The sequence below is a fragment of the Acidimicrobiia bacterium genome, from assembly GCA_040902765.1.
Lineage (GTDB): Bacteria > Actinomycetota > Acidimicrobiia > Spongiisociales > UBA11373 > DATKBG01.
Window position 1 is genome coordinate 166,046 of sequence record JBBDWO010000028.1, and the last position, 18,595, is coordinate 184,640.

Consider the following 18,595-nt stretch of genomic DNA (forward strand, 5'->3'; position numbering starts at 1 on the left):
GGAGGTGGCAGCGGCCGTCAGGTCGTTGACGGAGGGGGAGGGCTGACGCGTCGCGGGGCCTTCGTAGGGTTTGGCCTCCCCCGTCCCCGCCGCTCGCTCCGCTCCCGGCGGTACTCCCCCCTTCGGGGGGAGAGAGGGGCATCCACGCTCTCCTCCCCTGTAGGGGGAGGTGGCAGCGGCCGTCAGGTCGTTGACGGAGGGGGAGGGCTGACGCGTCGCGAGGCGCATCCACGCTTTCCTCCCCTGTAGGGGGAGGTGGCAGCGGTCGTCAGGTCGTTGACGGAGGGGGAGGGCTGACGCGTCGCGGGGCGCGGGTACGATCCCGCCGATGAGCCTTCTCGACTCCCTCGACACTCGTCTGCGCATCGGTGGCGACCGCCTGGACGCCTCCGACGGGGCCACCATTGCGGTGATGGATCCGGCCACGGAGGAGACCATCGCCGAAGTGGCCTCCGGGAATGTCGATGACGCCATCTCCGCCGTCGCCGCTGCTTTCGACGCCGCCGATGCCTGGGCCGATGCCGCCCCGCGCACTCGTGCCGAGGTGCTCCGACGCGCCTTCGACCTGATCATGGACCGCGAGAAGGAATTCGCCGAGCTCATCGTCCTGGAGAACGGCAAGGCGCTGCCTGACGCCGGCGCCGAAGTGCGCTACGGGGCCGAGTTCTTCCGGTGGTTCTCCGAGGAGGCGGTGCGCAACCGGGGAGAGGTGTACCGGGCACCGGCGGGGGACAAGCGGATCACCGTGGTCAATCAGCCGGTCGGGGTCTCGCTGTTGGTCACGCCGTGGAACTTTCCGATCGCCATGGGGACCCGCAAGATCGGCCCGGCCCTCGCCGCCGGGTGCACGGTGATCCTCAAGCCGGCGTCGGACACACCGCTGGTGGCGCTGGCGCTCGCCGACGTACTCGAAGAGGCCGGATGCCCGCCGGGGGTGGTCAACGTGTTGCCGGCGTCCCGGTCGTCGGCGGTGGTGAACGCGATGATGGCCGACCGTCGTGTCCGCAAGCTGTCGTTCACCGGCTCCACCGAGGTGGGGCGCCTGCTGTTGGCGGAGGCGGCCAAGCGGGTGCTCAACTGTTCGATGGAGTTGGGGGGCAATGCCCCCTTCCTGGTCCTCGCCGACGCCGACGTCGAGGCTGCCGTCATCGGGGCGATGCAGGCGAAGATGCGCAACGCTGGCGAGGCGTGCACGGCGGCGAACCGGTTCTACGTGCACGAGTCGGTCGCCGACGACTTCGGTGCCCGCCTGGCGGGCGCCATGGGGGCGATGCGGGTCGGCGGTGGCATGGAGGAAGGCGTTGAGGTCGGGCCGCTGATCAACGCCTCCACGCGCGACAAGGTGGCCGAGTTGGTCGACGGAGCCGCGGCATCAGGGAAGGTGCTCGTCGGAGGGTCGGCACCGGAGCGGCGCGGCTTCTTCTACAGCCCGACGGTGATAACCGACGTCGACCGGAGCGCGCCGATCCTGGATACGGAGATCTTTGGTCCGGTGGCGCCGATCGTGCTCTTCGACGACCTCGAGGACGCCATCGCGCAGGCGAACGGCACCGACCTCGGACTGGTTTCGTATGTGTACGGCGGAGACCACCGGGTGGCGATGCAGGTGGCGGAGCGGCTCGAGGCGGGGATGGTCGCGGTCAACCGGGGGATCATCTCGGATCCGGCCGCGCCGTTCGGCGGGGTCAAGCAGTCGGGCCTGGGAAGGGAGGGCTCGTACCACGGCCTCCACGAGTTCCTCGAGCCCAAGTACATCGGTGAGGACTGGTAGGGGCGAGGAGCGAGGACCGAGGGGACCGTCACCGACTCTGGCGTCGGGTCCAGCGCATGAGGTTGTGATCGGCAAGATCCCGGCGCTTCTGGAGGCCTTTGGCTTGCCCGGGCGGGTTTGGTGACTAGTGCGCGCCGGAGGCGGCGAGGTTAGTCCGCAGCGCGTGGCGCGGGAAGGGCGTACGCCTCGAGGTCGGCTTCACCCGGGTTGGTGGCGGGCTCCGGTGGGCCGCCGGGAGTCAGCACGGGTACTGTTTCTACCTCATCGCCGCGCTCGCGGACCCCGGGCCAGCTGGAGCGGTCGGCGTAGGGGAGCACGTCGAGCGAGTGATCTGGCCATGGCGGTATGTAGGCGGTGTGATCCACGCCAGTAGCCACTTCGGCCGGTTCGGGTTCGGGTTCGGGCTCGTGTTGGGCCGCTTGGGTCGGTTCAGGCTCCGGCCGGGCCGGGGGCGGGGCGGGGTCCGCATCCGTCGGATCGGATTCCTCGTGGTCGGTCTGCATCGGCGCGCTCGTCGTCGCCCAGCGATCGTCGAGGGCAGGGTCTGCGGCTACCTCGGGTGCGGGGTCGACTTGAGGCTTGGTCGCGGACCGCTCGGAGTGCTCGGCTCGGCGACGCCGGTGCCGCTCCTTCTTCGGTGGCTCGTCCGCCGCGGGCGGGTGGTCGGTTTCGCCGGTCGGTGATGCGGCGGGGTCGCCCGGATCGGAGGCGCTGTCGACGTCATCCACATCGGGGATGTCTCCCCAGGGATCGGGCCGATCCAGGACTTCGTCGTGCTCGTGCGGGAGGTCGCGGTCCATCACTCGTCTCCCTATGGGACCGTCGTCGCTTCGGTCGTGGTGGTGGTGGTGGTGATGGTGGTGGTCGTGGTCTCTTCGGTCGTGGTCGTGGGCGGCACCGTAGTCGTGGTGGTCGTGGTCGTCTCCTCGGGGGGAGCGGCGCGCACGAAGATGGACTGGGCGATCCACGGTCCTGCCTTGGAGGCCGACGACGACTTCGACCCTCCCGACCCGTTCGCCATGAGCAGGAGCACCCCGTTGGCCTGGCTAGTGGTGACCTGGGTCGTCTCGCCCGGTGTGCTCAGCGACCCGTCGCTCAGGATGCTGAACATCGAGACCTGGGTGCCGGCGCCGGATCCGGCGCCGGGAGCGGTGAGGGAGCTGCCAACACCCGTCGCGCCGGTCACGCCGGCGATGGGGTCGTCCGGGTCGCCGGGGACGCCGACGACCGCGGCTCGAGCCCCGGTGGAACCCGTCACCCAGAAGTTGAAGGAGGCAGGCTCACTGGGGCCGGCGACCTTCCAGAACACGGCCTGGGCGAGGTCGGTGCCCACGTCGTCGCGCTTGGCCAGCCTCCAGCCGGCAGGCGGCGAGATCCCAGCACCGCTGCCGCCCTGAGCGGTCACCTGAGCGACGAGGATGTCGCCGGGACTCGCCGAACCGTGTCGCACTCCGGCGACGTTGAAGGGCTCGGGGAGGGTCGTCGTGGTGGTGGTCGGGGGGACGAACACCGGTACCGGCGGCGTGCCGTCCGGCGCCACCGGCGGCGGGTAGTTGGTGCCGTAGTACTCCTCGATTGGCTCCGCGTTGGGGCCGCCGATCAGCTTGGCGAACACGATGAGCCGCTGCTGTGAGGATAACTTGGGATGGCAGGTGGTCAGGGTCAGCCAGGCGCCGTCGCGGTGCTTGACGACCCAGGTGTGGGTGGGTCCGACGATCTCCGAGGATACGACTTCGTAGGTGTGGGTCCCGATGAGGGTCTCGACGGTGATGCGATCGCCGGGGTCCAGCTCGTCGATTCGGTTGAACGGGCCGCCGTAGGTGGTGCGGTGCCCACTGATCACCGAGTTGCCATACTGGCCGGGCATCGGGGTGCCGGGCATGTGACCGGGGCCCTTGCGGAGATCGGGCACGCCGACGCCTTCGACGACCACCCAGTCGAGTCCGATCTTCGGTGCCGAGATGCGCCCGAGGGCGTCGCCCTGTGGGGGCGCCCGTTCGGGAGCCACGCCGGGGATGTCGATATTGGGGTCGCCGAAGCCGTCGTCCGGCGTGCCGAAGATGGGCACGTCCCCCGCGCCGAAGTCGTCGGGATTCGCCGCGTCGGCCTCTCCGTAGAGGGTCGCGTCGTCGCCGGCGGCGGCGAGACGCTGCCGCTCGTCGAATTGCTCGGACAGTTCCACTTGCTCGCCGGCCGTGATCAGGTTGGTGATGAACAAGCCATAGACGCCGTAGGAGACGGCGGCGATACCGACCGCGACCAGCAGGATGCCGACTGCGAGGGGGCCGCGGGGACTCTTCGTGGTCGGCGTTGGAGGTCGAGCGGCACGGGCATCCTCGGCGCCGATGGAGCGTGCTGACCCGAATCGCGCGTAGTGCAGGGGGCGGCTGACCCAGCCCGGCATCCGGCGACGGGATGCCTGCTGATCGCCGGGGATCTCGGTGGCGACGGGAATGTCGAGGTCGTTCATGCGGCCGTCGAAGATGCCGAGATCCACCACGCGCTCATAGGTGGCGAGATGGGTGCCGGTTCGTGGGTGGCCATTGGCCATGCGCGTGAGCGTACCCGGTCGGGGCGGTTGTACAGGGCAGGCGGGTCGTCGGTAACCACGATCACATAGGAGTCGGCCATTGGTGCGTTTTCTTGAGCGCCTGCCCGTCGTGCCGCGTTGTTCGACGAAGGGCTGGCGGTGACTAGTCATCTGGTGCAGCGGGGAGTGACCCCGCCACCACATTGCGTGGTCGCGTTGCACGCTGTATGTGGTGTCTAGTCGGAAGCGTCTGCTTCGCGTCCCGGGAAGAGTCTCGGCATCCCTATCGTTGTTCGGTGGTGATCGCCGACGCCCCAGCTCCCGACCCGCGTCGGCGCCTCCTCATCGGGTTGTCCCTGCTCGGTGTCTACGTCATCTGGGGGTCCACCTACCTGGCGATCAAGTACGGACTGGAAGGATTCCCGCCGTTCCTGCTCAACGGGATCCGGCTCCTCATCGCCGGGGCGCTCCTGTACCTATTGGCGTTGCGGTCGGGTCGCGCCCACCCGACGCGTCGCGAGTGGGCTGGCGCCGGATTCATCGGCGGACTGCTCTTCGTCGGCGGGCTGGGCCTGGTCACCATCGCCGAGTACAACGGGATCGGGTCGGGGGTGGCCGCCTCGGTGATCGCGGTGATGCCACTGTGGGCGGCGCTGTGGAGCGGGCTTCTCGGCCGGTGGCCCACCCGCCTCGAGTGGATCGGCCTTGCGGTCGGGTTCGTGGGGGTCGTGGTCCTGAGCCGAGAGGGGGACTTCCAGGCATCCACCGTGGGGCTGGTGGCGATCATGGTGTCGCCGGTGCTGTGGGCGTTCGGGTCGGTGGTGGCGCGCCGGGTGCCCATGCCGGCCGGGCTGATGGCGGCGGCCGCCCAGATGCTCGCCGGCGGCGCCTTGCTATCACTCATCGGTCTGGTGAGCGGTGAGTGGATCACCGAGGCGCCGTCGACGACGGCATGGGCCGCCATGGTGTATCTGATCGTCTTCGGCTCGCTGTTCGGCTACACCGCCTACTTCTATCTCCTGGTAACCGTTCGGCCCGCCCTCGCCACCTCATATGCCTATGTCAACCCGGTGGTGGCGGTGCTGCTGGGAGTCACCCTCGGGCGGGAGACGATCGGGGCCTGGGGGATCGCCGGGCTGCCCGTGATCCTCGCCGGAGTCGCTTTGGTAGGAGCCGCCCAGCGGGCCTCGCGCCGGGCACCGGCGGCCGCCTGAACGACCGCAAACGCCCCTTCGTTGAACCCGAACCGCCATATGATGCCCGTCATGGAATCGGGCACCCTGACTCGGGCGCGCCGCGTGGTGCTGGTCGCCGTCGCCTTCGCGGTGCTCGGCACCGTCGTGATGGTGCGGGCCACTGGTGCCTCTGGCGCGGTCGCCTGGGCCGACGTCGAGGGCGCGGAAGCCGAACTCGCCGAGGCGCTCACGGCGCTGCGCGCCGTCGAGGAGGAGCTCGACGCGCTCGAGACCGAGCGAGCGAGCCTGCTCAACGCCATCGAGCGGCTTGAACAACGCGAGCAGGAGATCGCCGACCAGGCGCTGCTCGAAGGCGCGACCATTCGGGATCGGATCGCCCGTATGTACATGACGGCAGGAGGGGCGATCAGCCAGGTCGCCGTCGTTGACGTCACCGACTTCGCCGCCCGGGTCGCCTACCTGGGGGCCATTTCCGACCGTGACCGCGAACTGGTGGTCCAGTTCGCCGTGACGGTGGCCGACCTCCAGGTGCTGCGCCAGGCCGCCGAGGAGCGACTCGCCGAGACCGCCGACCGGGCCACCCGGCTCGCGGTGGTCGTCGATGAGCGGACCGCCGACACCGACAGCGCCCGGGCCCGTCTGCAGACGGTGCGCGCCGAGTGGGATCGGTTCCAGGCCGAACAGGCGGCGGCTGCCGCCGAGGAGCTCCGACGCCAGGAGGAGGAGCGTCAGGCGTCCTCGGGTGGTGGGGCGACGACGACCACCACCACAGCCGGTCAGACCGGAGGCGGAAGTGGCGGTTCCGGGTCGACCACTACCACCACGACCATCCCATGGAACCCCGGGGCGGGCACCGCTCAGTGGCGTCCCCTGGTAGAGGAGGTCTTAGCCAATTGGGGCCTCAACGGCAACTCCTGCGAGACCCGCAACGGCATCGAGTTCTGTGTCGGGCCGCAGGTCGACAACGCCATGAAGGTCATCCAGTGCGAGTCGAATGGGAATCCAATGGCGGTCAACCCGAACTCGGGCACTGCCGGGCTGTTCCAGAACCACCCCGCCTACTGGCAGTCGCGAGTCGACTTCATCCGTGCCCATCACTCGGACAAGGCACCGAACCTGCCGGCCGACGCGTCGATCTACAACCCCGAGCACAACATCACCGTCGCCGCCTTTCTGGTGTGGGACAACAAGGAGGTCCTGCTGGGACGGCGATCGGGCGGCTCGATCGGCGGGCATCCGTGGCCCGAGTTCAACTTCGAGATGTACTACACCGGCCAATCCAACGGGCGCAGCGGACCGCTCGCCTACGGCTACAGCGTGTCGGGCAAGGGTCCTGAGCCGTGGGGTCACTGGGTCGGGTGCGGGTCCACCAAACCGACCAACGCTCTGGGCGACAGCGGGATCCCGTGGACCTGGCCCGCCGGGCAAAACCTCTACGACAGCGGATGGATCCACCCGTGGGCCACCCAGCAGTCGCCACCGTGAGATGAGAGCGGGACGCCTGCCGACGCGGTCGGCACCGGGGGAAAGAACCTCCGGCGAACCTCGATCGGCGAACGGTGCGTCGTCGTTCCACCTGGTGTGGGAGATGCCGCCCGTACCGCTGCGATCGGTGGCGGCGACCCTCGAAGTCCTCGAGCCGCCGGCCGTTCGGCGTCTCTACTTCTGGGCTCTCCAGGTGTCGTTCGTCGACGACCGGCGCCTCGCCGGAGCCGCCCACCTGGGGTTGCAGTGGAATCCGCATCATCCGGCTTTCACAGCGGTGAACTGGGGTGGGTACGGCCCGGCGGACGCCGGATCGACCCTGCTGCGCGGGTCCGATTCACGGCTCCCCGGGTCGCGCAACGACCCGAACACCCGCGACTTCCGATGGGAGCGCGGTAGGCGCTATCGCCTCGAGGTGTTGCCGGTCCCCGACGCCGATCCGCCGGCGTGGCGGGGCGTGGTCACCGACCTCGACGCCGGGGAAGCGACGCTGGTGCGCGAACTCGAGGCGGGCGGAACCCACCTGGCGTCACCGATGGTGTGGTCGGAAGTCTTCGCCCGGTGTGAGCAGCCGTCGGTGGCGGTGCGATGGTCGGACTTCGAGGCGGTCGGCGACGACGGCCGGGTGGTACGGCCTCGGCGGGTGCGGGTCAACTATCAGTCCCGCACCGACGGCGGCTGTGACAACACGTCGGTCATCCCGGACGAGTTGGGGCTGCTCCAGGTGACCGCGGTCCAACGCGAGGTGCCCCAGGGGGCGATCCTCGCCCTTCCCTGATTCAGGCACCGACCGCACACGCAACGCTTAGGAGGGGTTTAGCCTGCTCCTCGTAGCGTGCAAGGCGAGGAGGGGCAAATGAGGATCTTGGTCGTCGAAGACGAGCGAGATCTGGCTCGAGCCATCGCCGAGGGCGTGCGGCGCGACGGTTACGCCGTCGACATCGCCCTCGACGGCGCTGGCGCGCTCGATCGCCTCGCATCCGTGCCGTACGACATCGTCTGCCTCGACCTCAACCTGCCGGATATGGACGGCGTCGACCTGTGCCGGCGTATCCAGGAGGACGATGCCCGCCTCGACGCCTCCGATCCACCCCGTGTGCTCATGCTCACCGCCCGAGACACGCTCGCCGATCGGGTCGGTGGTCTCGACGCCGGGGCCGACGACTTCATGGTCAAGCCGTTCGCCCTCGACGAGCTGCTCGCCAGGTTGCGAGCGCTGAGTCGTCGGCGCTCGGTGCACACTGGTTCGGTGATCGAAGTCGGGCCGCTGCGACTCGATGGTGCCCGCATGCTGGTCTCTGCCGGCGGCAACGAGGTTCCTCTCACCGCCCGCGAAGTTGCCCTGCTACGGTATTTCATGCTCCACGCTGGCGAAGTGCTCGCCGCCGAGCGACTGCTCGACCACGTCTGGGACGAGAACATCGACCCGTTCACCAACACGGTGCGGGTGACCATCTCCAACCTGCGGCGCAAGCTCGCCGACGCCGGATATCCCGAGATGATCGAAACGGTGGTCGGGGCCGGGTATCGCCTGCTCGAATTCTGATGCGGATCGTCCGATCACTTCGCTTCCGCATCGCGATCTGGTGCGCGGTGCTCGTCTTCGTGCTCGGCGGCCTCACCGTGGCCGCCATCAACGTGGTGCTCTCCCGGTCGCTGGATCGGCGCGCCACCGCCGAGGACATCCAGATTCGCCGGGTGGCCAGCGAGACCGGCGCCGCGATGATCTGGATCGATGGGGACGACCTGGTCGCCGTGGAGCACCTCTCCAACACCCGGGCGCTCGAGAGACTCGGCACCATGTCACTCATCCTGCTCGGCGTGCTGTTTCCCGCCAGCCTGGTCACCGGTTGGTTCGTGGCCGGGAGGGTGCTGCGGCCCGTCGACCACATTGCCAATGTCGCCATGGGGATCCAGGCCTCTGACCTGTCGCGTCGCATCCGGCTCGAGGGCCCGGACGACGAGCTCAAGCACCTGGCCGACGCATTCGACGGGATGCTCGACCGCATCGAGGAGGGGGTCGAGGACCAGCGCCGTTTCATCCAGGACGTGTCGCACGAGCTGCGCAATCCGCTGGCGACCATGGCTGCCAGCCTCGACCTGGTGCTCGCCGGTGACACCGACCCGGCGGCCCTCCGCTCGACGGCGGAGTCGGTGCGTCGTTCGGTCGATCGGGCATCTCTGACCGTGGATGGCATGGCCCGCTTCGCTCGGAGGGAGCTCCCCAACGACACCGAGGTGGTCGTCGACCTGGGGGCCCTGATCGAGCATGGGGCAGCCGAGGTGGGCGCCGCAGCCGGGCGTCGGCGTCTCACCCTGGTCAAGGTCGGAGACGGCAGGACCACCGTTCGCGGCGACCGTCAGGCCCTCACCTCGGCGATGGCCAACCTGTTGGGCAACGCCATTCGGATGGCCCCCGAGGGCTCTGCGGTTCGCTATGGCTGCGGCGTACTGGGCGAGTGGGCGTGGGCTGGTGTCGCGGACGCCGGGCCGGGTATCCACGAGAGTGACCATCGGCTCGTGTTCCAACGGGCCTGGAGCCGGGATCGGAGCCGCCTTCACCACGAGCGCAGGACCGGTCTCGGGCTGTCCATCGTGCGTCAGGTGGCAGAGGCCGCCGGAGGCACCGTGACCCTCACCTCGCGGCCGGCGGGCGGGTCATCGTTCGTGATCTGGCTCCCCAAGCGGTCCGGGCTCGACCCCTCCACGCTCACCTGGGACGGCATCCACCCGATCGAGGACCCGCTCGTCGGGTCCGCCACCACCGCGCGCCAGGTGATCTGACCCTGCGTCCCCCCGGGTCGGGGAAGACGACCAGCCCTCACGGGGTTGTGTCGCGGGCATGACACCGAGAGTTGGTGCAACCACCCGAGACGGTCACAATGGCCCGATGGCCCATCCCATCGGCATCGTCTACGAGCACCCCCAATGGTTCCGGCCGCTGTTCGCCGAGCTCGACCGCCGGGGAGTCGCCTACACGCCGCTAGATCTGAGCGACCCCGATTTCGGCGAGCACCTGGGACCGTTCGACCTCGTCCTCAATCGAATGAGCCCGTCGGCGTGGACCCGGGGCCACGCCGACGCCATCGAGCGCACCCGGGGATATCTGCGTCGCCTGGAGGATCACGGCGTGCCGGTGCTGAACGGGTCTCAGGCCTTCGCCTACGAGACGTCGAAGGTCCGCCAGATCGAGCTGTTCTCCGGCCTGGGCATCCGTCACCCTCGCTCGGTGACCGTGGACGCCGACACCGACCTCCTGGCGGCCGCGGCGGGACTCGACTTCCCCCTCCTCGTCAAGCCGAACATCGGCGGCAGTGGTGCCGGCATGCAGTCGTTCGCCGGCGCGCATGAGCTGGAGGCGGCAGCCGTCGCCGGCGACCTGACGGAGATCAGCCCGGATGGGCTGGTGCTCCTCCAGGAGCACTTGTCGGCCGCCGGCGACAGCATCGTTCGCATCGAGATCCTCGGGGACCGCTTCCTCTACGCCATACGGATCCGGCTCCTCCCCGGCTCCTTCAATCTGTGCCCCGCCGACTACTGCGAGCTCCCCGGGATCGCCGACGGCGTGTCGGGTCGCGGGCTGCCTATCGAGGGATACGAGCCGCCCCCCGACATCGTCGATCAGGCGCGGCGTATCGTCGAGGCGGCCGGCATGGATCTCGGCGGCGTCGAGTACCTGATCGGAGCCGAGGACGGCCATCCCTACTTCTACGACGTGAACGCCCTGTCGAACTTCGTCGCCGACGCCCCCACCGTGATCGGCTTCGACCCGTTCGTCGACCTGGTCGATTTCCTCGTCGACCGTGTCCGGCTGGAGGGTGCCGGGGCCGCCGTCCGCTCCTGAGGGTCGGACCCTCGACCGTTGGCTATGCGCCCTTGAAGCGGCGCCGCAGCGACGACCAGACTTCCTGGTAATCCTCCTGGAGTGCGGGCAGCGTCGACGCGTACCCGGTGGGGATGAGCGGGTAGCGGGTCTCGAACATGAAGGCGAGTGTGCCTTCGAGTTTTTGCGGCTTCAGGTCGGCCTTACTGGCGCCCTCCCAGGCCTCGTTGTCGGGCCCGTGCGGCCAGTACTGGTTGTGGAGGCTGAAGCCCCCGGCGCCGAACCCCTCCAACTTGGCGTCGTAGATGCCATAGATGAGGCCCATGAACTCACTCATGATGTTCATGTGGTAGTAGGGAGGCCGGAAGGTGTGCTCGGCCACCAGCCAGCGGTCCGGGAAGATGACGAAGTCGACGTTGGCGGTTCCCGGCCGGTCGGACGGCGCTGTCAGCACCGTGAAGATCGACGGGTCTGGATGGTCGAACGAAATCGACCCGATCACGTTGTAGTGCGCCAGGTCGTATTTGTAGGGCACGTGGTTGCCGTGCCAGGCGACCACGTCGAGCGGTGAATACTCGGTGTCGCTGGCGAACAGCTTCCCGTCGAACTTGACGAAGACGGTTGACGGTCGGTCCAGGTCCTCGAACGCGGCCATCGGGGCGAGGAAGTCACGCGGATTGGCCATGCCATTGGCGCCGATCGGCCCGCGCTCGGGGAGGGTCAGATAGGTGCCGTAGTTCTCGCACACGTAGCCGCGCGCCGAGCCGTCCATCAGGTCGACCTTGAACTTCATGCCGCGGGGGATCAGGCAGATCTCGCGGGGGGCCACTTCGAGCACGCCGCACTCGGTGGCGATCCTCAGCCGTCCCTCCTGGGGGACGATCAGGAACTCGCCGTCGGCGTTGTACAGGTAGGTGTCGTCCATGGACTTCGTCACCAGGTAGACGTGGGCCGCCATGCCGGTCTGGGTGTGGACGTCGCCGTTGGTGGCGATGGTGCGCAGGCCGGTGAGAAAGGTGAGGTCCTCGTCGGGCATCGGGATCGGATCCCAGCGCAGCTGGCCGATCGGCGGCTCCGCCTCCCGGGTTGGGGCCGTACGCAGGAATGGGTGGTCCACCGGTCGCAGGTCGTGGACATGGAGCACCGACGGCCGGATCCGGTACATCCAGGTGCGGCGGTTCTCGGCCTTCGGTGCGGTGAAGGCGGTGCCGCTCAGCTGCTCGGCGTACAGGCCGTGCGCCGGCTTCTGCGGCGAGTTCTGACCGATGGGCAGGGCACCCTCGACCGCTTCCGACGCGTGCTCGTTGCCGAAACCGGACTGGTACTCGATGGTCATCCCGCTCCTCGGTCGTGAGGGCAGAAGGATAGAAGGAGGCGGCGTGTCGGCTGAGGCGGGCAGGCTCGAAGTGACACCTCGCATGTTTCGAACAGGCTGTCGCCGGGGTAAGTGCTGTCCATGGATCTCGTGATCATCCTTGCCGTGCTCGCCGCCATCGTCTGGGTGCTGATGCAGCGAGGGGGGACCATCCCGCGCTCCACCGGACTCACGATCTTCTGGATCCTGGTGGTCGGCGCCGCGGTCGCTCTGCTGCTGCACTTGGTAGGGGGCGGCCCGCCGGATCGGGTCCCGCCCGGCTGACCGAGGAGCCCAAGCCGTCCGGTATCGTCGTTGTGGAGGTACGGCAGTGGCACACGACGAGTTTCTGACGGCGGCGATCGACGAGGCCCGCCAGGGTCGCACCGAGGGCGGTATTCCCATCGGTTCGGTGCTGGTGATCGACGGCGAGATCGTCGGTCGCGGCCACAACCGGAGGGTGCAGCAGGGTTCGGCGATCCTCCACGGCGAGATGGACGCCCTGGAGGGGGCGGGGCGGCTGCCGGCCGCGGCGTACCGCAGAGCGACGATTTACACCACGCTGTCGCCGTGCGACATGTGCTCCGGAGCGATCCTCCTCTACGGCGTCCCGAAGGTGATCGTGGGAGAGAACCGCACGTTTCTGGGCGCTGAAGACCATCTGAGGTCCCGCGGTGTAGAGGTCGTCGTGGTCGACGACCAGGAATGCATTGCCCTGATGGAGGCGTTCATCGCCGAGGAACCCGGTCTGTGGAACGAGGACATCGGCGAGTAGTCGGCGTCGGTATAACCTCATCCCTCCGGGCGCTTAGCTCAGTTGGCAAGAGCGCTTCCCTTACAAGGAAGAAGTCGGGGGTTCGAGTCCCTCAGCGCCCACTCGATCTGACCTTCGCTGTCGTTCGATTCCTTTACGGAATCGAACGACAGCGAAGGTTCGGGTGGGTGTGAGTAGCCTCGTGGTTCAAGTGTCGCTCGCTGGAAGGCATGGACGACAGCCGCGTGGATCTCTCCGAACGGGCGCATGTCTCCGTTCGGCCCGAAGACGAGTCGAGCCACCGCTGCGCCGACATAGCGCTCCCGCCCCTCAGGCCATCTCGTGCCTCGCCACAGGTAGCGAACTGCGTCGAGTAGCGCTTGAGCCTCTGCAGGAGAGACACTCATCAGTCAGAATGTACGAGGGCGATCGGCATGCCGCGGGTGAGTGCCGACTCCGACCCTGCGGTATCGAGGTCCCGATCAGGCAGGGCGCGACGCGATCATGCAAATCCCCGCGCGACCGTGCCCGATCATGCCCCGGGTCGCTCGGAACGGACCCGGGGAGCCGTCGGGTCATCGGGATGATCGCGATACAGGGCCAGCGCCGCGCCGAGGAATCGGAAGGTCCACTCCTCGGCCAGGGGGCGGGTGTCGCAGAAGACGACCGGGACCTCCGGATAGCGCACCTGGAGCCGGGCGAGGAGATCGGCGAACACGCCCGGTGCCAGATGGCTGTGCTTGAACACCGCTCCGTAGCGTTCCTCGACGACCACCGCCGATCTGGGCAAAGTGGACAACTCGGCCATCTGAAAGGCCAGGCTTCCGTCCGACACACCCTTGGCGAGATCCGCCAGGGTCTTGCGCTCCACCACCCCGACCAGTTCCCCGTCGTGCTCCACCCCGTAGTCGCCCACCGGGAGCGGGCAGCGCCGGCTCTCCGCCTGCTGCTTGGCGAAGCGGTATGGATAGCGCTCCCGGGTATCCACCACGATCGTCAGATCTCCCAGCCAGGAGGCTCTGCGCCCGGGAATCCGCACCGCCGGGCGGGACTTCCGGGCCGTTCGCGCCGTCTGCCAGAAGATCGCCTCCCGCTCGTTCTTGAGGCGGGTGAAGACGAACTGGCTGCGGTTCTCCCGGCTCCGCTCCAGGACGAGGTCCACCGCCACCCCCCGTCGTTCGCAGGTCCGCACCCCGACATCCTCGACGATCTCCACGCCCTCGGGCCACTCCCCCTCGGCGCGGTGGCAGTACAGCTTGGAGGTGCGGGGCCACGTCTCCCGGGTCTTGATCACCAGCCCCGCTTCCCCCAGCGGAAGCCTGATCAGAAAGGGCAGGGTCGATTCGGGATCCGGGTTGCGCGCCACGAGGAACCGCCGCTCCATGACGCCTGACGATACCCGTGCGTCGACCATGCGCCGGGGTCCAGCCACCCGTCGGCGACATCCTTGCCTGCCGAGCTGGTGCTGCGTCGCCAGATTCGAGTCCTGCCCGGCCCACGCAAACTCTCGCTCCGAACGGATGGTTCACGTTCAGTCCCATCAGACCCGCACTGTTCATAGCGGACCGACTTCGCCGCTGCGAACAGAACGCAGGTCGGCCCTCCTCCGCAGCCGAGGCCCCTACCCCGGCGTCGCCGTCACGGCGCCGGAACGCCCTCACCAACGCTCCGCCCTGCGTCTGTCGGCAACGGAACGCCGCTGGCCGCGGTGCGTTCGATGGCGGTGGGAATTCCGATCGAGTGACCACCCTTCCCCCACCGTATCACCGGTGATACGATTCGGCCATGTCTGAGATCTCTATTCGGGAACTCCGCAACCACGGTGGCGACGTGGTCGACCGAGCTGCCAAGGGCGAGCGGCTGACGATCACCCGGTCTGGCAAGGCCGTCGCCGAGCTGCGCCCGCTGAGCCGGGAACCCGTACCGCTCGACGTGATCGTTGCCCGCCGCAGGCACCTGCCACCCGTCGACCCCGACCGGTTGAGGCACGACCTGGACCGGGTCATCGATCCCGCCCTCTGATCGATGCGTCGCGGCATCCTCGACACCAGCACCCTCATCCTGCTCGGTCGGATGCAGGACACCGATTCGCTCCCCGACGAGCCGCTGATCACCACGATCACTCTGGCCGAACTCTCGGTGGGTCCACTCGTGGCATCTTCCGACGAGGAACGGTCGGCCCGTCAAGCGCATCTCCAGCAAGCCGAAGCCGACTTCGCCGCGCTGCCGTTCGACGCGCCCGCGGCCCGCAGCTTCGGCCGAGTCGCCGCAGGTCTGCGAAGAGCCGGACGCAAGCCAGCGGCGCGCGCCTACGACGCCATGATCGCCGCCATCGCCATCTCGAGCGACCTGCCCCTGCACACCTGCAACCCGGGCGATTTCGCCGGCATCGAGGGACTCACCGTGGTCGCCGTCCCCCACCCCGACCACTGAGCAGGCCCACCCCCCAACGGAGGGAAGGCTTTTCCCACCACTCCCGACCTACCAGGACTGGGGGGAGAGCTGCTGTGGGATGCTCTGACCCGAGCCCGAGCCGCTGCGGACATCGCCGCAGCACGGGTCGTCGTGGTCGACGCCGTCAACGCCGCGGCGGCCGCCTTCTATGAACACCACGGCTTCGCCGCCGCCCTCGACGTAACGGCTCGGTAGCCGATCCGGGATGCGCTGCGCCCGACCCCACCCACAGGTCCACATGGACCAGTCCGAAGGGCGACTCATCAGGCACCTGACGGCGACGCGGTTGTCCCGTCCGGTCAGTCGCGTTCGTACCAGAGGTTGATGGCACGGTGGTTTGGGAGGGGGTCCGTTGCCTCGGCGGCGTCGATGACGGTCCCGTTCGCCTCGTCGATGACGGACTTCAGGCGGAACCCCATGTCGCGTAGGAGCGATCGGAACGCCGTGGTCTTCCCGGATCCCACCTCGTGCTGCCAGGGGTCGTATTCGGCGATGAGAGCCGGGTGCGGGCTGGCGCGAAGTGTGAGCACATGCCTTTCAGGGCTTCCGCCTCGCCACCATCGATGTCGATCTTGACGAGGTCGACGGTGGCGCCCGCTCCGAGGACGTCGTCGATGCGAACCGTGGGGGTGGATGTCTGGGGAAGGGCGATGTTGGTGCGCATGAATACCACGCCGTTGCGGTCGGTGGCAGCCGCTTCGACCACCTCGACGTTGTGAGCACCGTTACGGCGACGTTGTGTGTGAGCAGGGAGGCAAGGCGCCGGTCGGGTTCGAAGGCGACCACCCGACCGGTTGGTCCGACGGCGCGCGACATCAGCAGCGTGTGGTAGCCCAGGCGGGCTCCGATGTCGACGGCCGTATCGCCCTCAGACAGTCGGGTTCGCATGAGGTCGCTGGTGATCGGCTCCCATGATCCGTCGCGGAGCAGCGTCCGGCTCACCGAGAAGTCGAGTGCGCTCACGGCCAACGCGATCCCGTTCGCGGTCATCAACCGGCGAAACGGTCGGCGGATGGCAGCCCAGTCGATAATAGGGCGAAAGACCCATGCGAACCAGACGAGACCGTGGAGACGCCGCAGCGAGGGCGTGTGGTCGTGCGAGACGGGGCTCACGCGTTCGATCGAGCCGGGGTGGCAGGTCCAGAGAATGGATCGGCGAGCTAAGACTCGCTGTGGTCGTCGAGGTTGCGTGGCGAGGAAGTCGACGGTGCCGATCCTACCGATCCGTGGAGGGACAGGCTGAACCAGGTCCGGCACGGATCGGTCGGAGTACCCGGTCGGGTCTAGACCTCGTCGGGATAGAACCGTCGCCGCGCCCACAGCGCCACGTACACCAGCCCGACCAGTACCGGGACCTCGATGAGAGGCCCCACCACCCCGGCGAGAGCCTCGCCAGAGGTGACTCCGTAGACACCGATGGCGACCGCGATGGCCAGCTCGAAGTCGTTGCTGGATGCCGTGAAGGCGAGCGTTGCTGTCTTGTCATACGGGAGCCCGAGCAGACGACCAGTCATGAATCCCATCACCCACATGACGACGAAGTAGAGGAAGAGGGGAAGGGCGATGCGGGCCACCGTGAGCGGCTCCTTGGTGATCGTCTCGCCCTGTAGGGCGAAGAGTACGGTGACGGTGAAGAGCAATCCCCAGAGTGAGGCCCTACCCAATGTGGGGAGGAACTCGCTCTCGTACCACTCCTTGCTCCGGCGTCTCTCCCCCCAGAGCCGTGTCAGGTAGCCGCCGAGTACTGGGAGTCCGAGGAATACGAGGACGATCGCGGCGATCTCCCACAGTGACGCCTCGAATGCCGAGGTGTCCCATCCGAGCCAGCCGGGGAGGAGCTTGAGATAGAAGTAGCCGAGCACGGAGTAGAACGCCACCTGAAAGAGGGCGTTGAGGGCGACCAGAACGGCTGCAGCCTCGCGATTGCCGAGCGCGATGTCATTCCAGACCAGCACCATGGCGATGCAGCGTGCCAGCCCGACGAGTATGACGCCGGTGCGGAACTCGGGATGATCGCTGAGCAGCCACCACGCGAGGGAGAACATGACCAGGGGCCCGATCAGCCAGTTGAATGTCAGTGACGCCGCGATGAGCCGTCGGTCGGACGTGATCGAGCCGAGTTTGCTGTAGTCGACTTTCGCCAGCACCGGGTACATCATCGCGAACAAGCCGATCGCGATCGGCAGCGATACCGGCCCGACCTTGACTGCATCGAGTGCCTCGTTGAGGCGCGGAATGAAACGCCCGAGCAGGAGTCCGCCGGCCATCGCCAGGCCGATCCACAAGGGGAGGAAACGGTCCAGGAGCGACAGGCGGGCGAGGATCGCCGCGTCCGTGGTGGTCTGGGTCATGGTCACTGTTCTGTCCCTCCGAGGATCGTCATCAGCTCGGACACGTCGGGAACCCGACCGGCCAGAACGACTTGCTCATCCGCCACGAGCGCGGGGACCCGCATGATCCCATAGCGTCCGATCTCCATGAAGTCGTTGACCAGTTCCACGGTCCCCTCGCGACCGAGCTGTTCGAGTGCCTGAACCTCGATGATTGAAGATGAGCACGTGAACGGTACGGAACCCGAACGGGCCTCCGAGAGCATGCGGCGCCGGATCCGCCCCACAGGACGATGTTGGCATCGACGGTATCGACGGCATCGACGGCATCGATAGGGTCATTAGCGGTTGGTGCTGGCATTTGCTCCCCGCGGCAGCCGGGCTGCAAGTTACATCTCTGTAGTTTTAGCACAGGGGAAGTCGGGTGCCGACTACCGAATGTCTTCGGCAAGAGAGTAGACCGGCAGACGTGGGCTTGTCTCATCCGACAAGCGGAGGTCAATGTGGCAGGTCAACACCGTGAGACCTCGAGCGATGGTAGCGACACTGTCACGGTCGGGCAGTGCTGATGATGGCAAGACCCCAGGTGCTACGGCCTACGTGTCGCAGCAAGACAACACTGGGAACAAGTGGTCTGTCGTGTACAACAGCTCGGTCGGGTGAGATCGTGAAGTCTGTCACCAAGGGTCAGAAGTGAGGGCTGACCAGCTTCCCTTAGTCCTGTAAAATGCTAGGTCGAGGGACGGGGCCCGGTTTTTAGCCCCCCGTTAAACGAGTCGGAGAGATGCCGAACATCCCTCGAGTATCAGCACCGCGACGATCACTTGTTGTCGGCTCGCGCTCAGAGTGAGTCCAGTAGCTCAAGCAGCTCTGTAACCTCGCCGTTGCACTGGTTCGC

Annotated in this window: 20 protein-coding genes and 1 tRNA gene; 12 read left to right on the forward strand and 9 right to left on the reverse strand. The window is 67.7% G+C overall.

What is annotated here, in order from left to right; genetic code table 11:
- Window positions 1-328: 328 nt before the first annotated feature.
- Window positions 329-1,771, forward strand: coding sequence for an NAD-dependent succinate-semialdehyde dehydrogenase (locus WEA29_08330; protein ID MEX2323757.1), 1,443 nt, complete (start codon window positions 329-331; stop codon window positions 1,769-1,771).
- 149 nt (window positions 1,772-1,920) lie between these two features.
- Here the strand turns inward: WEA29_08330 and WEA29_08335 are convergent, their stop codons facing one another.
- Both WEA29_08335 and WEA29_08340 read right to left on the reverse strand, forming a co-directional pair.
- Entirely contained in the window at window positions 1,921-2,571 is a 651-nt protein-coding gene (locus WEA29_08335) for a hypothetical protein (GenBank protein MEX2323758.1), read from the reverse strand.
- An 11-nt stretch (window positions 2,572-2,582) separates the two neighbouring features.
- Window positions 2,583-4,322 (reverse strand): sortase, encoded by a 1,740-nt coding sequence (locus tag WEA29_08340; GenBank protein MEX2323759.1) that lies wholly within the window; start codon window positions 4,320-4,322, stop codon window positions 2,583-2,585.
- Window positions 4,323-4,645: 323 nt separating this feature from the next.
- Between WEA29_08340 and yedA the strand changes: the two genes are divergently transcribed.
- The 6 genes from yedA to WEA29_08370 all read left to right on the forward strand — a co-directional run bounded on the left by yedA (window position 4,646) and on the right by WEA29_08370 (window position 10,826).
- Window positions 4,646-5,515, forward strand: a complete 870-nt coding sequence (gene yedA / locus WEA29_08345; protein ID MEX2323760.1) for a drug/metabolite exporter YedA — start codon at window positions 4,646-4,648, stop codon at window positions 5,513-5,515.
- Between the two features lie 51 nt (window positions 5,516-5,566).
- On the forward strand, window positions 5,567-6,982 hold the full coding sequence (locus WEA29_08350; GenBank protein ID MEX2323761.1) for a transglycosylase SLT domain-containing protein: 1,416 nt from the start codon (window positions 5,567-5,569) through the stop codon (window positions 6,980-6,982).
- Between the two features lies 1 nt (window position 6,983).
- Complete coding sequence (locus tag WEA29_08355; GenBank protein MEX2323762.1) at window positions 6,984-7,760, forward strand: hypothetical protein; 777 nt, start codon at window positions 6,984-6,986, stop codon at window positions 7,758-7,760.
- Window positions 7,761-7,838: 78 nt separating this feature from the next.
- Complete coding sequence (locus tag WEA29_08360) at window positions 7,839-8,528, forward strand: response regulator transcription factor (protein MEX2323763.1); 690 nt, start codon at window positions 7,839-7,841, stop codon at window positions 8,526-8,528.
- The gene (locus WEA29_08365) at window positions 8,528-9,766 is read left to right on the forward strand and encodes a HAMP domain-containing sensor histidine kinase (protein ID MEX2323764.1); all 1,239 of its coding nucleotides are present in this window, start codon (window positions 8,528-8,530) and stop codon (window positions 9,764-9,766) included. The genes WEA29_08360 and WEA29_08365 overlap by 1 nt, the downstream gene beginning before the upstream one ends.
- A 106-nt stretch (window positions 9,767-9,872) precedes the next feature.
- Window positions 9,873-10,826, forward strand: a complete 954-nt coding sequence (locus WEA29_08370; GenBank protein ID MEX2323765.1) for a hypothetical protein — start codon at window positions 9,873-9,875, stop codon at window positions 10,824-10,826.
- Window positions 10,827-10,848: 22 nt separating this feature from the next.
- Here WEA29_08370 and hmgA read toward each other — a convergent pair whose 3' ends face one another.
- Window positions 10,849-12,141, reverse strand: coding sequence for a homogentisate 1,2-dioxygenase (gene hmgA / locus WEA29_08375; GenBank protein MEX2323766.1), 1,293 nt, complete (start codon window positions 12,139-12,141; stop codon window positions 10,849-10,851).
- Between the two features lie 120 nt (window positions 12,142-12,261).
- Between hmgA and WEA29_08380 the strand changes: the two genes are divergently transcribed.
- From WEA29_08380 to WEA29_08390, 3 genes are all read left to right on the forward strand, one after another.
- On the forward strand, window positions 12,262-12,444 hold the full coding sequence (locus tag WEA29_08380; GenBank protein MEX2323767.1) for a hypothetical protein: 183 nt from the start codon (window positions 12,262-12,264) through the stop codon (window positions 12,442-12,444).
- Between the two features lie 46 nt (window positions 12,445-12,490).
- A complete protein-coding gene (locus WEA29_08385) occupies window positions 12,491-12,934 on the forward strand; it encodes a nucleoside deaminase (protein MEX2323768.1) in 444 nt (147 codons plus the stop codon).
- 27 nt (window positions 12,935-12,961) lie between these two features.
- Window positions 12,962-13,035 (forward strand) — tRNA-Val (locus tag WEA29_08390).
- Window positions 13,036-13,445: 410 nt separating this feature from the next.
- Here WEA29_08390 and WEA29_08395 read toward each other — a convergent pair.
- Complete coding sequence (locus WEA29_08395; protein MEX2323769.1) at window positions 13,446-14,297, reverse strand: ERCC4 domain-containing protein; 852 nt, start codon at window positions 14,295-14,297, stop codon at window positions 13,446-13,448.
- 401 nt (window positions 14,298-14,698) lie between these two features.
- Between WEA29_08395 and WEA29_08400 the strand changes: the two genes are divergently transcribed.
- Together WEA29_08400 and WEA29_08405 are read left to right on the forward strand one after the other, a co-directional pair.
- Window positions 14,699-14,935: a type II toxin-antitoxin system prevent-host-death family antitoxin gene (locus WEA29_08400; protein ID MEX2323770.1), complete on the forward strand. Its 237-nt coding sequence runs from the start codon at window positions 14,699-14,701 to the stop codon at window positions 14,933-14,935.
- A 3-nt stretch (window positions 14,936-14,938) separates the two neighbouring features.
- Window positions 14,939-15,346: a type II toxin-antitoxin system VapC family toxin gene (locus WEA29_08405; GenBank protein MEX2323771.1), complete on the forward strand. Its 408-nt coding sequence runs from the start codon at window positions 14,939-14,941 to the stop codon at window positions 15,344-15,346.
- Window positions 15,347-15,394: 48 nt separating this feature from the next.
- Here the strand turns inward: WEA29_08405 and WEA29_08410 are convergent, their stop codons facing one another.
- The 5 genes from WEA29_08410 to WEA29_08430 form a co-directional block, all read right to left on the reverse strand.
- Complete coding sequence (locus WEA29_08410) at window positions 15,395-15,631, reverse strand: hypothetical protein (GenBank protein ID MEX2323772.1); 237 nt, start codon at window positions 15,629-15,631, stop codon at window positions 15,395-15,397.
- Window positions 15,632-15,770: 139 nt separating this feature from the next.
- The gene (locus tag WEA29_08415; protein MEX2323773.1) at window positions 15,771-16,019 is read right to left on the reverse strand and encodes an FkbM family methyltransferase; all 249 of its coding nucleotides are present in this window, start codon (window positions 16,017-16,019) and stop codon (window positions 15,771-15,773) included.
- A complete protein-coding gene (locus WEA29_08420; GenBank protein ID MEX2323774.1) occupies window positions 15,905-16,480 on the reverse strand; it encodes a hypothetical protein in 576 nt (191 codons plus the stop codon). The genes WEA29_08415 and WEA29_08420 overlap by 115 nt, the downstream gene beginning before the upstream one ends.
- A gap of 170 nt (window positions 16,481-16,650) precedes the next feature.
- The gene (arsB, locus tag WEA29_08425) at window positions 16,651-17,718 is read right to left on the reverse strand and encodes an ACR3 family arsenite efflux transporter (protein ID MEX2323775.1); all 1,068 of its coding nucleotides are present in this window, start codon (window positions 17,716-17,718) and stop codon (window positions 16,651-16,653) included.
- 2 nt (window positions 17,719-17,720) lie between these two features.
- On the reverse strand, window positions 17,721-17,984 hold the full coding sequence (locus tag WEA29_08430) for a thioredoxin family protein (GenBank protein ID MEX2323776.1): 264 nt from the start codon (window positions 17,982-17,984) through the stop codon (window positions 17,721-17,723).
- Window positions 17,985-18,595 lie beyond the last annotated feature (611 nt).

Coding starts and splice junctions, on each gene's coding strand:
- WEA29_08380 (MEX2323767.1), top strand. CDS start 12,262: ATGGATCTCGTGATCATCCTTGCCGTGCTCGCCGCCATCGTCTGGGTG.
- WEA29_08350 (MEX2323761.1), top strand. CDS start 5,567: ATGGAATCGGGCACCCTGACTCGGGCGCGCCGCGTGGTGCTGGTCGCC.
- WEA29_08335 (MEX2323758.1), bottom strand. CDS start 2,571: ATGGACCGCGACCTCCCGCACGAGCACGACGAAGTCCTGGATCGGCCC.
- WEA29_08370 (MEX2323765.1), top strand. CDS start 9,873: ATGGCCCATCCCATCGGCATCGTCTACGAGCACCCCCAATGGTTCCGG.
- WEA29_08365 (MEX2323764.1), top strand. CDS start 8,528: ATGCGGATCGTCCGATCACTTCGCTTCCGCATCGCGATCTGGTGCGCG.
- WEA29_08400 (MEX2323770.1), top strand. CDS start 14,699: ATGTCTGAGATCTCTATTCGGGAACTCCGCAACCACGGTGGCGACGTG.
- WEA29_08360 (MEX2323763.1), top strand. CDS start 7,839: ATGAGGATCTTGGTCGTCGAAGACGAGCGAGATCTGGCTCGAGCCATC.
- WEA29_08330 (MEX2323757.1), top strand. CDS start 329: ATGAGCCTTCTCGACTCCCTCGACACTCGTCTGCGCATCGGTGGCGAC.
- hmgA (MEX2323766.1), bottom strand. CDS start 12,141: ATGACCATCGAGTACCAGTCCGGTTTCGGCAACGAGCACGCGTCGGAA.
- WEA29_08405 (MEX2323771.1), top strand. CDS start 14,939: ATGCGTCGCGGCATCCTCGACACCAGCACCCTCATCCTGCTCGGTCGG.
- WEA29_08410 (MEX2323772.1), bottom strand. CDS start 15,631: ATGAGTCGCCCTTCGGACTGGTCCATGTGGACCTGTGGGTGGGGTCGG.
- WEA29_08395 (MEX2323769.1), bottom strand. CDS start 14,297: ATGGAGCGGCGGTTCCTCGTGGCGCGCAACCCGGATCCCGAATCGACC.
- WEA29_08340 (MEX2323759.1), bottom strand. CDS start 4,322: ATGGCCAATGGCCACCCACGAACCGGCACCCATCTCGCCACCTATGAG.
- arsB (MEX2323775.1), bottom strand. CDS start 17,718: ATGACCCAGACCACCACGGACGCGGCGATCCTCGCCCGCCTGTCGCTC.
- WEA29_08355 (MEX2323762.1), top strand. CDS start 6,984: ATGAGAGCGGGACGCCTGCCGACGCGGTCGGCACCGGGGGAAAGAACC.